The 13,142-nt window shown below is 49.3% G+C and carries 13 protein-coding genes and 1 tRNA gene; 8 read left to right on the top strand and 6 right to left on the bottom strand.

What is annotated here, in order from left to right; genetic code table 11:
* Window positions 1-70 precede the first annotated feature (70 nt).
* A complete protein-coding gene (locus KXJ70_RS12995; protein ID WP_219043938.1) occupies window positions 71-1,099 on the top strand; it encodes an AraC family transcriptional regulator in 1,029 nt (342 codons plus the stop codon).
* A gap of 14 nt (window positions 1,100-1,113) precedes the next feature.
* On the opposite strand, the gene KXJ70_RS12990 is transcribed toward KXJ70_RS12995, so the two are convergent.
* Window positions 1,114-2,001, bottom strand: coding sequence for a LysR family transcriptional regulator (locus KXJ70_RS12990; RefSeq protein ID WP_219043937.1), 888 nt, complete (start codon window positions 1,999-2,001; stop codon window positions 1,114-1,116).
* 196 nt (window positions 2,002-2,197) lie between these two features.
* Here KXJ70_RS12990 and KXJ70_RS12985 point away from each other — a divergent pair, with 196 nt between their 5' ends.
* Genes KXJ70_RS12985 through KXJ70_RS12970 form a run of 4 tightly spaced genes read left to right on the top strand, consistent with a single transcriptional unit; the run spans window position 2,198 to window position 5,986 of the window.
* Window positions 2,198-2,884: a histidine phosphatase family protein gene (locus KXJ70_RS12985; protein ID WP_219043936.1), complete on the top strand. Its 687-nt coding sequence runs from the start codon at window positions 2,198-2,200 to the stop codon at window positions 2,882-2,884.
* A gap of 39 nt (window positions 2,885-2,923) precedes the next feature.
* A complete protein-coding gene (locus tag KXJ70_RS12980; RefSeq protein ID WP_219043935.1) occupies window positions 2,924-4,147 on the top strand; it encodes an acyl-CoA dehydrogenase family protein in 1,224 nt (407 codons plus the stop codon).
* Window positions 4,148-4,158: 11 nt separating this feature from the next.
* On the top strand, window positions 4,159-5,187 hold the full coding sequence (locus KXJ70_RS12975; protein ID WP_219043934.1) for a phosphotransferase: 1,029 nt from the start codon (window positions 4,159-4,161) through the stop codon (window positions 5,185-5,187).
* A 19-nt stretch (window positions 5,188-5,206) separates the two neighbouring features.
* The gene (locus KXJ70_RS12970) at window positions 5,207-5,986 is read left to right on the top strand and encodes an SDR family NAD(P)-dependent oxidoreductase (RefSeq protein WP_219043933.1); all 780 of its coding nucleotides are present in this window, start codon (window positions 5,207-5,209) and stop codon (window positions 5,984-5,986) included.
* Between the two features lie 39 nt (window positions 5,987-6,025).
* On the opposite strand, the gene KXJ70_RS12965 is transcribed toward KXJ70_RS12970, so the two are convergent.
* Window positions 6,026-6,952: a LysR family transcriptional regulator gene (locus tag KXJ70_RS12965; protein WP_219043932.1), complete on the bottom strand. Its 927-nt coding sequence runs from the start codon at window positions 6,950-6,952 to the stop codon at window positions 6,026-6,028.
* A 158-nt stretch (window positions 6,953-7,110) separates the two neighbouring features.
* Between KXJ70_RS12965 and KXJ70_RS12960 the strand changes: the two genes are divergently transcribed.
* Window positions 7,111-7,467 carry a hypothetical protein gene (locus KXJ70_RS12960; protein ID WP_219043931.1) on the top strand — a complete coding sequence of 119 codons (357 nt, stop codon included), beginning with the start codon at window positions 7,111-7,113 and terminating at the stop codon, window positions 7,465-7,467.
* A gap of 278 nt (window positions 7,468-7,745) precedes the next feature.
* Window positions 7,746-9,275 (top strand): acetyl-CoA acetyltransferase, encoded by a 1,530-nt coding sequence (locus tag KXJ70_RS19585; protein WP_219043930.1) that lies wholly within the window; start codon window positions 7,746-7,748, stop codon window positions 9,273-9,275.
* A gap of 51 nt (window positions 9,276-9,326) precedes the next feature.
* Here KXJ70_RS19585 and KXJ70_RS12950 read toward each other — a convergent pair whose 3' ends face one another.
* The 3 genes from KXJ70_RS12950 to gpt form a co-directional block, all read right to left on the bottom strand.
* The gene (locus tag KXJ70_RS12950; RefSeq protein ID WP_255558454.1) at window positions 9,327-10,346 is read right to left on the bottom strand and encodes an AraC family transcriptional regulator; all 1,020 of its coding nucleotides are present in this window, start codon (window positions 10,344-10,346) and stop codon (window positions 9,327-9,329) included.
* 79 nt (window positions 10,347-10,425) lie between these two features.
* Window positions 10,426-10,502, bottom strand: a tRNA-Arg gene (locus KXJ70_RS12945).
* Window positions 10,503-10,606: 104 nt separating this feature from the next.
* The gene (gene gpt, locus KXJ70_RS12940) at window positions 10,607-11,071 is read right to left on the bottom strand and encodes a xanthine phosphoribosyltransferase (RefSeq protein WP_219043929.1); all 465 of its coding nucleotides are present in this window, start codon (window positions 11,069-11,071) and stop codon (window positions 10,607-10,609) included.
* Window positions 11,072-11,304: 233 nt separating this feature from the next.
* Between gpt and KXJ70_RS12935 the strand changes: the two genes are divergently transcribed.
* Complete coding sequence (locus tag KXJ70_RS12935) at window positions 11,305-12,642, top strand: sigma-54 interaction domain-containing protein (protein ID WP_439655080.1); 1,338 nt, start codon at window positions 11,305-11,307, stop codon at window positions 12,640-12,642.
* Window positions 12,643-12,649: 7 nt separating this feature from the next.
* Here the strand turns inward: KXJ70_RS12935 and KXJ70_RS12930 are convergent, their stop codons facing one another.
* Complete coding sequence (locus tag KXJ70_RS12930) at window positions 12,650-13,051, bottom strand: VOC family protein (protein ID WP_219043928.1); 402 nt, start codon at window positions 13,049-13,051, stop codon at window positions 12,650-12,652.
* Between the last annotated feature and the right edge of the window lie 91 nt (window positions 13,052-13,142).

Below are 13,142 nucleotides of genomic sequence, written 5' to 3'. Positions count from 1 at the left end.
CTGGCATAGTTAACTACTTTGTTAAGTGTTTTTGGGTTTTTATACAAAGCCTATATTTGAGGATTGTGTCGTGCGTACACCGACAGTGTGTTCTGAATATTTGGTGGATTTGCTCCAGTACATTGAAAATCGTGGTGTTGGTGCCAAGAGCCTGATCGCCGCGGTAGGATTTACACCAGAGCAGCATCTGACCGTGCAGGGACGTTTTCCGCTGCGCCTTTTTGAAGTGATTCTCGATGTCGCTAGTGTCATGCTGGATGATACCTTCTTGGGTGCGCATGCCGGGGCAGACTCGTCGCCGACCGCGTGGGGTATGGTGAGCTATATCGGCATGAGTGCGCCAAATTCCAGGGCGGCATTTGATGCGGTAGCGAATTTTTCGCGTTTGCTGATTGATCATGGCGATGTGATGTACAGCGAGACGGAAGATGAATGGACGTGTTTGGCATGGGTCGTACCTGAGCGCAAGCCAGTGTCTCGACAGTTAACCGAGTTCTTTTTTACCAGTTGGTATCGCGCCAACAAGGTGATTCTAGATCGCTGGTGCAATCAGCGTGAGGTGTACTTTAGTCACTCTGGTCCGGCTGAGAAGACAGAGATCGAACGTATTTTAGAGGCGCCAGTGAAGTACGATAGTGATGCCAATATGGTGAAGTTTGACCGCCATTTTCTTGAGCGACCAACCCGTTTCCCCCATACCGGTATTTATAATTCCCTGGTGCAAACTGCTCGATCTGAATTGGCCAAATTGCAAATGGAAGATCGCATTGTCAAAGACGTTATCGCCTGTGTTGTGCGGCAGTTGCCCAGTGGTGTGCCAAAATTAGATGAGGTTGCCGCGGAGCTAGGCTTGGCTCCTCGCACGCTGCAGCGCCGTTTGAATAATACCGATACCAATTTTAAATGCCTCGTTGATGATGCCCGTAAGCAGCGCTCGAAACAGTTAGTGAGTGAGGGTGAGTTGGCCTTGCTCGAAATTTCAGCTGAGCTGGGTTTTAGCGATCAAAGTTCATTTCAAAAAGCGTTTAAACGTTGGTTTGGCTTGGCCCCAGGGCGCTATCGAATGAATCAGCAGTTGTCAGACAACGCGATCAATTAATAAAAAATGGCGCTTTAGTGCCCTAAGGCCAGCGTGAACTCCCGCAGCCATAGTACCGCTGGGTCGTGCTCCACGCTTTTGTGCCAGAATAGTTGGAGCTCTAACTTAGGTGTGTCGAAGGGCAGTGGGCGGTTGGATAATTGCCAATGATTTGCAACGGCTGCAGGTACTGCGGCGATAAAGTCAGATTGCGCCAGCAATGCGGGCAGGGCTGCATAGTGTTGCAAGCGTAGAGCGATACGACGTTTTTGGCCAATAGATCGCAATGCTAAATCAATATGACCTGAGCCTTTCATTCTGCTGGAAATATGGATGTGCTCATGCTCCAAAAAGTCATTTAAATTGAACTCTGTCGCAGTGAGCGGATGGTTTTCTCGCATCACACAAACATAGTCATCTGTTTGCAAGGGCTGACTAAGCAGTTCAGGGTGGCTAAGTAGCGGCGCGTCTACGGCGAGGTGTATTTTGCCGCTGGCCATTTCATACGCTACTTCACGCCGATCAATAAATACGACCTCTAAGTCAATTTGCGGCGCGTGCTGTTTAAGTTGCTTAAGTAGCACGGGTAGTAGAATTAATTCGGCGTTTTCGGTGGCGTGCAGGCGAAAGGTCCGCCTTGCGGTGCTAGCTTCAAAAGGAATTCGCGTCGCGATGCAATTATCCAGATTTTTTAAGGATTCCCGTACCGTGCTGACGAGTTGCCTGGCCAGTGGGGTTGGCGTCATACCGGTACTGGTGCGGACAAATAATGGGTCGTCGAAGATACTGCGCAATTTCGCGAGCGAGCTGCTAACAGCGGGCTGACTAACGTGCAAAACACCCGCGGCGCGGGTCAGGCTTTGTTGTGAGTAGATGGCGTCAAAGACAGTAAACAGATTTAGATCTATTTTTGATGTGTTCATAAAGCCTGCCTCGTTATGTCCAAAGTAAAATAAGCATAGCTTATTATGATAGATAAAAATAATAGATTTCAATAATGATTGTGCTGGCGTTATGATGCTGTCTCCTCAAATTTACTTGTGCTGTTCGTTCTGCGCGAGGCGATATAAATAAGGATGGTGGTAATTTCCATGATCGTGTTGATAGCAGGGGGCATTTGTGGCTGAAGTTATTGTGGTCCGACATGGGCAAGCTGCCTTTGGTACTGACGATTACGACCGCCTTACTGAAGTTGGCTGGGAGCAGGCCCGCTTGCTGGGCGAACATTTTGCCGATGCCGAACAGCGTTTTGATGCCGTATTTACCGGTACGATGCGACGTCACCGCGAGACCTTGGCGGGAATTCGTGATGCCTTGGCGCAATCGTCTATCGTTACGCCTCAGGCCACTGAACTCCCTGGCTTGAACGAGTATGACTTCCATAGTTTGGTCGGCGCATATATCGCTTTAAATGGCGACCTGCTTGACGGTGGGAAGATCAATCTTGCCGATTCGCAGAGCTTTTATCGTATGTTGCGCGTGGCATTGATGGCTTGGAGCCGCAATGAGTTGAAGAATATTGCCGAGCCGTGGGATGAATTTGAGCGGCGGGTTCGCGGCACTATAGGTAACTTGTCGGGAGTAAAGGGGCGCGTGTTAGTGGTTACCTCCGGCGGTCCTATTAGTGCCATGTTAAGAGAGGTACTCGCGCTAGATGTCGAGACTATGGTGAATACCAATCTACAGGCAAAAAACACGGGGGTGACACGCTATTTCACCCGCGGTATGAGTTTTAGTTTGAATATGTTTAATGCGGTTCCGCATCTGGAAAGCTCAGGGCATCGCCATTTAATTACTTACACTTAGGGCGATTTGTCGCCGTATTACGCAGAAGAGGATTTAGTTATGGATCTTACGCCAAGCCCAAAAGGACAAGCGCTGTTAAACAAACTCGGCGCGTTTATGGATGAGCATATTTATCCAAATGAAAAAGCCTATGCAGAGCAATTGCACGGCGCAAAAGACCGTTTTGCTATTGTGCCGTTAATGGATGAGCTAAAAGAAAAGGCCAAAAGCGCCGGCTTGTGGAATCTATTTTGCCCAGAAGAATACTCGCAATATTGCGAACACGGTGGTTTAAGCTTTGTGGATTACGCGCCGCTCGCGGAGCTAATGGGTCGCGTATTGTGGTCGCCCGAGGTGTTTAACTGCAATGCGCCAGACACCGGCAATATGGAAGTGTTCATGAAGTACGCGACCGATGCCCAGCGCGAGAAGTGGTTAACGCCGCTACTAAACGGTGATATTCGCTCTTCGTACGCGATGACCGAGCCGCAAGTCGCCTCTAGCGATGCCACCAATATACAAATGAGTATTGTTAAAGACGGCGATGAATGGGTGTTAAATGGCCGGAAATGGTTTATCACCGGCGCAATGAACGAACGCACTAAAATTTTTATCGTGATGGGCAAAACTGATCCAGATAACCTGAGTCGTCACAAGCAACAGACCCAAGTATTGGTCCCGGCTGGCACCGCTGGCATGTCGATCACCCGACCATTAACGACCTTGGGATATGACGATGCGCCTATTGGTCACGCGGAAATGGTTTTCGACAATGTACGGGTGCCATTAGAAAACGTACTATTGGGTGAAGGTCGAGGTTTTGAAATTGCACAGGGTCGTTTGGCACCAGGTCGTATGCATCACTGCATGCGTTTGATCGGTGCGGCACAGCGTTCCTTGGAACTAGCGTGTAAGCGTGCGGTATCACGTACCACTTTCGGTAAGCCCTTGAGCAAGCATCAGTCAGTGCGCGAAGAGATTTCTCGGAGTTTTTCTGAGATTGAAATGGCGCGCTTGTTGGTTTTGAAAACCTGTAAGCTGATTGATGAGCAGGGTCCCATGCAAACCACCGATATGATTGCGGCAACTAAAACAACGGTTCCCTTACTCGTGCAGAATGTGATTGACCGTTGCATGCAGTTGCACGGCGCAGGTGGTTTGACCGAAGATTACTTCATGGCGGAAGCATTTAATTATGCGCGCTGGTGCCGTCAAGCAGATGGCCCCGATCAGGTGCATCAAATGGCCTTGGGAAAACAAATCATTGACCGTTATGCGGGTTAAAGGGGAGCGCAATGGCAAATGAATTCGAGCTTGATATAGCCTCATTGACGGCGTATCTAGAAGCGAATGTCGACGGGTTTAAAGGGCCGCTCTCAGCAGAGAAGTTTGCCGGCGGTCAATCTAATCCAACCTATCTGGTTGAGGCTGCCAGTGGCAAATATGTGCTGCGGCGCAAACCGCCGGGTGAGTTATTGAAGTCTGCTCATGCAGTCGATCGCGAGTTTCGGGTGATGCACGCCTTGGCCTCAACTGACGTCCCAGTGCCGAAAATGCGGGTATTGTGTGACGACGATAGTGTTATTGGCTCGATGTTTTACCTGATGGATTTTCTTGATGGTCGGATTATGTGGGATGCCGCTTTACCAGGGCAAACACCCGCAGAACGCACTGCTATTTATGACGCCATGAATACAGTGTTAGCTGATCTACACAGTATCGATATTGAAAAGGCGGGCCTAAGTGATTACGGCAAGCCTGGGAATTATTTTGAGCGTCAGCTAAGTCGATGGACTAAGCAGTATCGCGCCAGTGAAACAGAAACTGTGCCATCTATGGAAAAAATGATGGTGTGGCTTAGCGATAATCTACCTGCAGATGATGGCTTGGTGTGTATCAATCATGGTGACTTCCGGCTAGACAACATGATGTTTGCTCACGATAGCAGTGAGGTATTGGCATTACTTGATTGGGAGTTGTCTACTCTCGGCCACCCCTATGCAGATTTAGCCTACCAGTGTATGCAGCTTCGGATTCCGAGTGACGCGGCTATTCCGGGCTTAGGGGGTGTTGATCGTGAGGTCTTGGGTATTCCAAGTGAAAAAGCCTATGTACAACAGTATTGCCAGCGTCGAGGCATAGCCGAGATAGATAATTGGGTATTCTATTTGGCCTTTTCTTTCTTCCGTTTGAGCGCCATTTTGCAAGGCGTATACAAGCGCGCATTGGATGGCAACGCGTCCAGCAAAAAAGCAATGGACTACGGCGCACTTGCCGCGCCTTTGGCTGATTTGGGCTGGGCTCTAATTGAGAAGGGCGAGTAAAAATTCAGAGAATTAATGTATGAATGATGCAGTGATAAAGAGCCTCGACTTGTCAGGGCAGCTTGCTTTGGTAACAGGTGCCTCTAGTGGTTTAGGGGCACATTTTGCCAAGGTGTTGGCGCAGGCTGGCGCGACGGTCGTGGCGGCGGCGAGGCGAGTCGATCGTTTAGAGAGCCTTGTTGCAGATATTGAGGCGGGGGGCGGCAAGGCAATGGCCGTAGCAATGGATGTAAATGATGGCAACTCGGTTGTGGCGGCGTTTGAGCAGGTGCAAGCTACTCTCGGTACGGTAACGGTTGTCGTTAATAATGCCGGGGTTGCCGACCCTGGCCGCTTTGTCGACAGCACCGAAGATAAATGGGATTTTACCGTCGACACGAATTTAAAAGCGGTGTGGCGGGTGTCGCGCGAGGCCTCTGAGCGAATGATTAAGGCCGGCGTTGGGGGTAGTATTATCAATATTTCCTCTATTCTTGGCTTGCAGCCCAGCTCAAATAATACCCTGTACGCCACTGCCAAGGCCGGCGTTATTCAGCTTACTAAAAATAGCGCGCAGGAGTTGTGGCGGCATAGTATTCGGGTTAATGCACTTTGCCCCGGCTATTTTGAAACTGAAATTAACACTGATTTTTTTCAATCAGAAAAAGGCGCGCAGTATCTGAATAAAATTCCGCCGCGTCGATTAGGGCAAATGGATGAGTTAACTATGCCTTTGCTCATGTTGGCGAGTAGCGCGGGTTCGTTTATAAGTGGTGTTGCCTTGCCTGTGGATGGCGGCCATTTGCTCCAGTCATTATAATTTTACTAGCTTGATGCCCTTGGCCTGCGGTCACGGGCATTAAACTAGCCCTACTTTCTCGCGCAGGCTAAACACTTCTTCACTGGTCATTCTTCCCTCAATGAGTGGAATGTAAGGCTGAATAGCGTCTAACATAAAATCTCGAAATATTCTGATTCTAGCCGTTGTGCGTAAGTCAATGTGCGACAGTAGCCAAAAGTCCATTCCGGGTTCGATATAATCACTGTCGATGCGTGTGAGACTTGCGTCAGAGTCACCTAAGCCGCATGGCAGTAGGGCAAATCCAAATTCTTGAGCCACCAAATCGTAAGCAATTGATAGCGAATTCACTCGGTAGCGAACCTGCATGCCGGGAAATGTTTTTTGCATCCACGGCGGCACGGTGTGTCCGTCGCCCATCCAAGTGATTCCGCTGACCTCGTGGTCGCCTGTTAAATAGCGTTGATATAGATTTTTGCTGCCGTAGATGGCGTAGGCGAATTTAGCTATTTTGGTGCCTAGCACATTTGGTGGCGGTTCGTTGGTTGTGCGGAAGGCAATGTCGGCTTCGTGCCCGGCTAGATTAAATGTGCTCTCCGAGGCGATGAGTTCTAGGTTGATATCTGGATAACGCGCGGAAAAAGCTTTAAGGCCAGGCATCAATATCCTTTGGATGCACACGTCCAAGGCCGTTACTCTTAACTTGCCACTCAATTCCTGCCGGTCAACTTGAACAGTCCTTTGTATGCCGAGTATCTGTTCGTTTATTTGTTCGGCGGAGTGAATAACGGCTTCGCCGACAGGAGTGACAAGCCAGCCACTGGTGGAGCGATCAAACAGCGGGGCGCCTAGTACGGATTCTAGACCACTAATCCGCCGAGATACTGTTGCGTGATTTACATCTAGTTTTTTTGCAGCCGCAGTAACAGAACCTTCAGTAATCACCGCCAAGCAGTAGCGAATATCGTCCCAGTTGATGCTATCCATTTTTAAATTGCCTTTTTCAAGCTAGCGATTTTTGCACAAGCTATGTGATATTTTTGGTATTCCTGTGCGCGAATATAGATCTTAGACTGGGTTCCGTGAATGAGCAAGTCGGCGTTAATAGACGCCACAATGAATTTCTTGGGCCTTTGGAGAATACTATGAAAAATCGCAAAAACATTACCCTCACCGCCGTTTTATTTTCTGCATTGGCTCTCAGTGCGGGCCAATCGGCATTTGCAGGGTCATATATTACTCAGGCGACTAAGATGTGTAAGTCGGAAGCTAACACTAAATACGGAAGTGAGGAGAGCCCGGTGCGTTTGAAATTTAAGGGTGCCATGGGAAGCCAGGTTAGCCCGACTATTGTATTGCAGGTGATCGCGCGCGATGCGGATTCCTTTAAGGTGGTTTGCGACGTTAATGGTCGGAATTGGCAGGTTGTTTCCCTTGAGCGTCAAGATGCCTTAGATAGCATTCGTATTGTTGGCGCGCGCGACAATATAGTGGCGCCATAGCCATTTCAATTAGCTGTGTAACTCCCTCATAATTATGATTGCGGGTTTCACTTTGAACTTAGGTCTTTTCCTGAGTTTGATGTGAAGCCTGCTTTTCTGTTTTATCTAGATAATTGCAACAGTGTTATTGGGGCCTTTGATATTTTATCCGCTACTAGCGATCTTGCGCGCAATCTCTAACTACCTTGGCTGAGATGTCGCACCGGATTTTGTGAGCTGCCAATTCAAACTCCGCGCTTTAATACTGCACTAGTACTCCAAAATAATGAGGAAGCTTTGTGGCTAATACAACACCGATTCTGGTCGCGTCTGGACAATATGTGTTTCGTGGTGAAATCACTGCGGAAACGGCTATGTCACCCGTTGATATCGCCGCTAAAGCGGCAATCTCAGCTATCAACGCAGCCGGCGCAAAGAGTGATCTCGCATCCGAGATTGATACCATTGCCTTCATTCGCGGCTTTGTTGATTCAGTTCCGGGGGGCAAAGGGCCCTTTGGGATAAGTAATAATATTCCCCGATCGCTGGCTAAGCGGATCGGCGCAGATCCTGAAACTGCTATTTACGGACGCGAAGGAGGGCATTCTCCTCAGCGCTTTGTGAATGAGTTTGCCGAGAAGATCGCTTCTGGTGAAATGTCGCTTTGCTTAATAGCCGGTGCTGAAGCAACAGGGATCATGAAGCAAGCTAACCGGGCCGGGCTAAGCTTGGACTGGAGTGAGACAATTGACGGTCAGCTAGATGATCGTGGTTGTCATTGGCTCTTTACTCCGTATGAAGTTGCTCATGGCATCACCTTTCCGACCCAAGTCTACCCTCTGTTCGAGAACGCATGGCGTGCACGTCATAAATTAAGCGTTGGTGAGCACCGGCAATTAGCCTCTGAGTTATTTGCGAAGTTTTCTGATGTCGCAGCCAGCAATCCCTATTCACAATTTCCAGTGGCTCGCAGCGCGGAGTTTTTAAATACCGTCTCAGCGGAGAATTATTGGGTAGCATCACCACATACAAAGTGGATGGTGGCACAGGACGCGGTCAATCAGGGCGCGGCACTATTGATGTGTTCGGTTGATAAGGCGATTGAGCTTGGTATTCCCGAGTCACAGTGGGTTTACCTGCATAGCTATGCAGATGTTGATGATCGCTTCGTTTCTGCTCGACCAGATTTAGCAGTGTCCGAATCAATGAAGTTAACGTTGAACGGCGTACTTAACGCAGCGGGAAAAACGATTTCCGACATAGACGTTTTGGATATTTATAGCTGTTTTCCTATCGCGGTTTTGGCTGCCTGTGAGGCGATGGATTTAGACTGGAATACCGATAAGGAGCTAACGGTTACTGGCGGTTTACCCTTTTTCGGCGGTGCAGGAAATAATTACAGCACCCATGCGATTGCCAGTTTGACTGATAAGTTACGGGAAACTTCAGACGGTTTCGGGTTGATCACCGCCAATGGCGGCTTTTTGTCGAAACAGTCGGTGGGCTTGTATTCTGCCCAAGCGCCACAAACGCCTTGCCACAATGCTGACCCGACGTTACAGGCGACGTTTGATAACTTGCCGGTAGCGGAATTGGCTGAGCAGGCTGAAGGTGAGGCTGTGGTCGAAACCTATACACTTGTTTATACGCGCGGTAAGCCGAGCTTGGGTATTGTGATTGGTCGCTTAGACGACGGTCGTCGTTTTCTGGCGAATACCGCTGCAGATGACGATGCGGCTTACGCCATATTGCAAGGTGATAGCGAAGTGATTGGGCGAAAAATCGCGGTGACGCATAAGGCTCCGCAAAACATCGTACGTTTTATTTGATGTGCTTAGACACGCTTTGTACTTTAAACAAAGCGTGTCACGTGTAACGACTCACATACGACGACGATAATCTTGTGGTGTCATTCCTGTCCATGTTTTAAAGGCGCGGGTAAACGCACTGGACTCAGAGAATCCAGTGCGCTGCGCGATATTCTCAATCGATAGATTGCTGCGGCCGAGATGGTATAAGGCGGTGTCATGCCGGCATTGGGTTTTTACGTCGTTAAAGGTGGTCCCTTCTTGCGCGAGTCTTCTGCGCAGGGTTTGCGGATGCAAATGCAATTGCTCTGCAATCTCGTCAATGCCGGGTGTGTCGATTAAGCGCTTGTTAACGATCATACGCACCTGATCGGTCCAGCTTTTTTCTTGATACTGCTGAATTAGCATCACCAGGCTGGGATGCTGTAAAAAGCGCTGCAGGGATTGCTCGTTTTGTTCAATTGCTAGTTCGGTTAGGCTGCGGTGAAAAATGATCTCCGTGCGCGGTTTATTGAAGAATACAGCTTGGCCTAGAAATAGGTGACGGTACTCTTGAGCGTGAGCAGGTGCGGGGTACGCTAGATTCACAGTAATCAGCGGCAGGTGTCGGCGTACCATCCAGCTGCAGAATCGATGAAAATTAAACATCACGAGCTCGAAACCGTATTCGCTAACCGGGTGATCGGTGTTACCGCGTTCGAAAACAATTTTGGCTTTATCACCATTGATTTCAAAGCGCAGCTGTAAGCCCCAGTCGAACATTTGATAAAAGCGGCAGTATCTCGCCATGACATGACCAAGGGTCGTGCAGTGGATGACGGAGTAGCACATATTCGTCCAGGTGCCGATTACATAGCGAGACGGGCCGTATCCTAAAAACTCGTCTTTCATTTCCTTCATTACGGCTGTTTGTAGGCGGCAGAAGTTTATTGCTGAAACTCGCGCATTAGTTTGACCTAGTAGTTCTGGGGAGATCCCTGCGGCAAGGAGTAACTGCTTGGAATCGAGACCATGGGCTGCCGCATTGCTAAGTACCGCATGGATAAAATAGTTGCCAACAGAAATATTGCGCATGGATGAAATGCTATTCATGCCGCTGAGCCTCTAATGTGCCGTGGATATAATTATAATTGGATTTACGTTGGGCAGTGTGGTCATTTGTCTTTGAAAATGGTGTCCCCGACAGGATTCGAACCTGTGACCTGCCCCTTAGGAGGGGGCCGCGCTATCCAGCTGTGCCACGGGGACATAAAAATGCAGGCGTACTGCGTAAAACGAAACGCAGTTTATAGTGAATGTTGACTTGAATCAAAAGCTTAACTGCGTGACCGAGTATTTAGCTTACGTGTTTTTTATTGCACTAGCGGTTGGCTGTATGTTGGTTCGATATCCCACGGGAAATGTATCCAGGTATCTTGACTAAATTCGCGCACGAAATGTTCGGCTAAAGCCATGGCTTTGGGTTTAGCGTAAATCGTGACAAAACAGGCCTTGGGTAGCAGCTCTTTGGCAATTTTGGCTGTGCCACCGGTATCGACCAAGTCATCGACAAGTAGATATCCATCGCCGTCGCCATCGACGGTTTTAAGGATATTCACTTTACCCTGTTGGTCGTGGTCATAGCTGGCGATGCAGAGCGTATCGACAACGCGTAAATTTAATTCTCTTGCCAAGATGGCGCCGGGCACGAGCCCACCGCGGGCAATACTGATAATACCTTTCCAGGATTGCTGAGTGAGCTTGCGAGCCAACTCCCGAGTGTCACGGTGTAGTTCATCCCATGATAAGTAATAAACAGGAGGGTTGCCGTCTGACATGCTAATGACCGTTCTGCTGGGGGAAAGGTGGCAGATTGTGCCGTATGCCCGTGGTCATCGCAAGGGTTTCGGCGGTCCGGTGTGTGTAGCTGGGTCGGCTTTAGTTGAGTGTTAAGTTTATTCCTGGTGTCAATTATTTGACTTTCTCGTGTCGATTATGAATGTTTTGACTGTATTGCTGGTATAGTCAATAAATTGACTGTGCCAAGCTAAATCTAACCAAAGGAAATGCCGTGGCCTCTGCTTCTACCATTCCTGTATTCGCAATCTTTGCGCCGGACTCGCTCAGCTTGCGTTTGCAAGCAATTCTCTCGTCCTTGGGCGATTACTGTATTTATACAGATTGTGCTGATTTAAATCCTAGTGATTGCGCCGCTATTTTTTCGGACGGTCTTAGCGTGGAGCAAACCCAGTGGCTAGGGCAAGCGACGATACCGCTGGTAGATTTGAGGCCGAAGGCCGGTGCTCGCAGCAAGCCTGCCTCGGAATTAAGTTTGAGTAGTGACTTCTATTATCAAGATGTGTTGGAAGTTTTGTATCGGCTGCAGCTTGGGCGAGCGCAGACTCAAATTGAGGCTGCGAGCGATAAGCAGCGATTGGTCGGGGTCAGTCCTGCGGTGAAAGAACTTAGGCGCTTGTCTGCGCAAGTGGCTGACAAGGCTGTGACGGTGCTCATAACGGGTCCCTCAGGTGCTGGCAAAGAAGTGGTTGCCCGTTCACTGCACGATTTATCTAGTCGCCGAGATGCGCCCTTTGTTCCTATTAACTGTGGCGCTATTCCCCGCGAGTTGTTGGAGAGCGAATTGTTTGGCCATGAGCGGGGGGCATTTACGGGTGCAATATCCAGCCGAGCAGGGCGCTTTGAATTGGCGGAGGGTGGCACACTTTTCCTCGATGAAATTGGTGATATGCCTTTGGAAATGCAGGTGAAAATCCTGCGGGTAATACAAGAGCGCAAGTTTGAGCGGGTGGGGTCGGATAAAACCCGCAGTGCGGATGTGAGAATTATAGCCGCGACCCACCGCAACTTAGAAGAGATGATCAACGCGGGGCAATTTCGTGAGGATCTCTATTATCGAATTAACGTGTTTCCGCTGCGGGTGCCAGCGTTAGCGGAGCGGCCTGATGATATTGGGCATCTGATTCGGGCCTTATCAAAACAAATTGAAAGTGAGGGTTTGGGGCAGCTGCGGCTGGCAGATTCAGCGCTAAGATCGCTTTGCAGCCATTCTTGGCCGGGCAATATCCGAGAATTGGCAAACTTACTTGAGCGTTTAGTGATTATGTACCCTGATACGGTGGTCGGATTGACTGACTTGCCGGAAAACTATCGCTATGGTGAGAGCGATTGGCAGCCAGCGCCATTGGCTGCGCAGGGCGCGGCGCCAGCTGGGGAGTTACCGGCTTTGCCAGCCGACGGTATCGATATGAAAGCCTATATACAAAACCTCGAGCGAGAGTGGATATCTCAGGCCTTGGCATCACATGCAGGCGTGATGAGTAAGGCGGCGGCGCATTTGGGCCTGCGAAGAACAACCCTGATTGAGAAGGTGCGTAAATTAGGCTTATAGACTTAAATTACAGTACGCCAAACACTTCTATCCAATTCCCGTCTGGGTCGGCTAAGAACCCAAAACCTATGCCGTCGGCGAAAGCGGTGACATCAACGGGAATCTCTACGCCAGCGGCCTTTAGTTCAGTGAACCATGCAGTTAAACCATTTACACCCATTGAGATGTAGCGGTAACCCCTGGCGCTGAAGCCACCCCCAGGGATAACGTCGTTCTCCGGTGGGGTATCGTAGCTCACCAGTTTTACGATGGCGGAGCCCATGTGATAACGGTGCATGACTCCGCCGGGGAACTTCAATTCTGATTCGTATTTTAACCCTAAGATGTCGCCGTAAAAGCGCCGCATATTGCTTATATTTGTTGTAACGACGCCAATTTCTATATTGTCACTCAGTAGTTGCAGGGGCATGTAGGATTCCTTTAATTATTATAGTGTGAGGTGGCGTTTAGGCAGCAAAGAGTAGTACAGGACAATAGTGATTGTTAGCCTTATTAAAGGT

This window comes from Zhongshania aquimaris (assembly GCF_019312595.1).
GTDB lineage: Bacteria > Pseudomonadota > Gammaproteobacteria > Pseudomonadales > Spongiibacteraceae > Spongiibacter > Spongiibacter aquimaris.
Note: the sequence above shows the minus strand (reverse complement) of the source record. Positions and strands in the feature narration are given on the sequence as shown.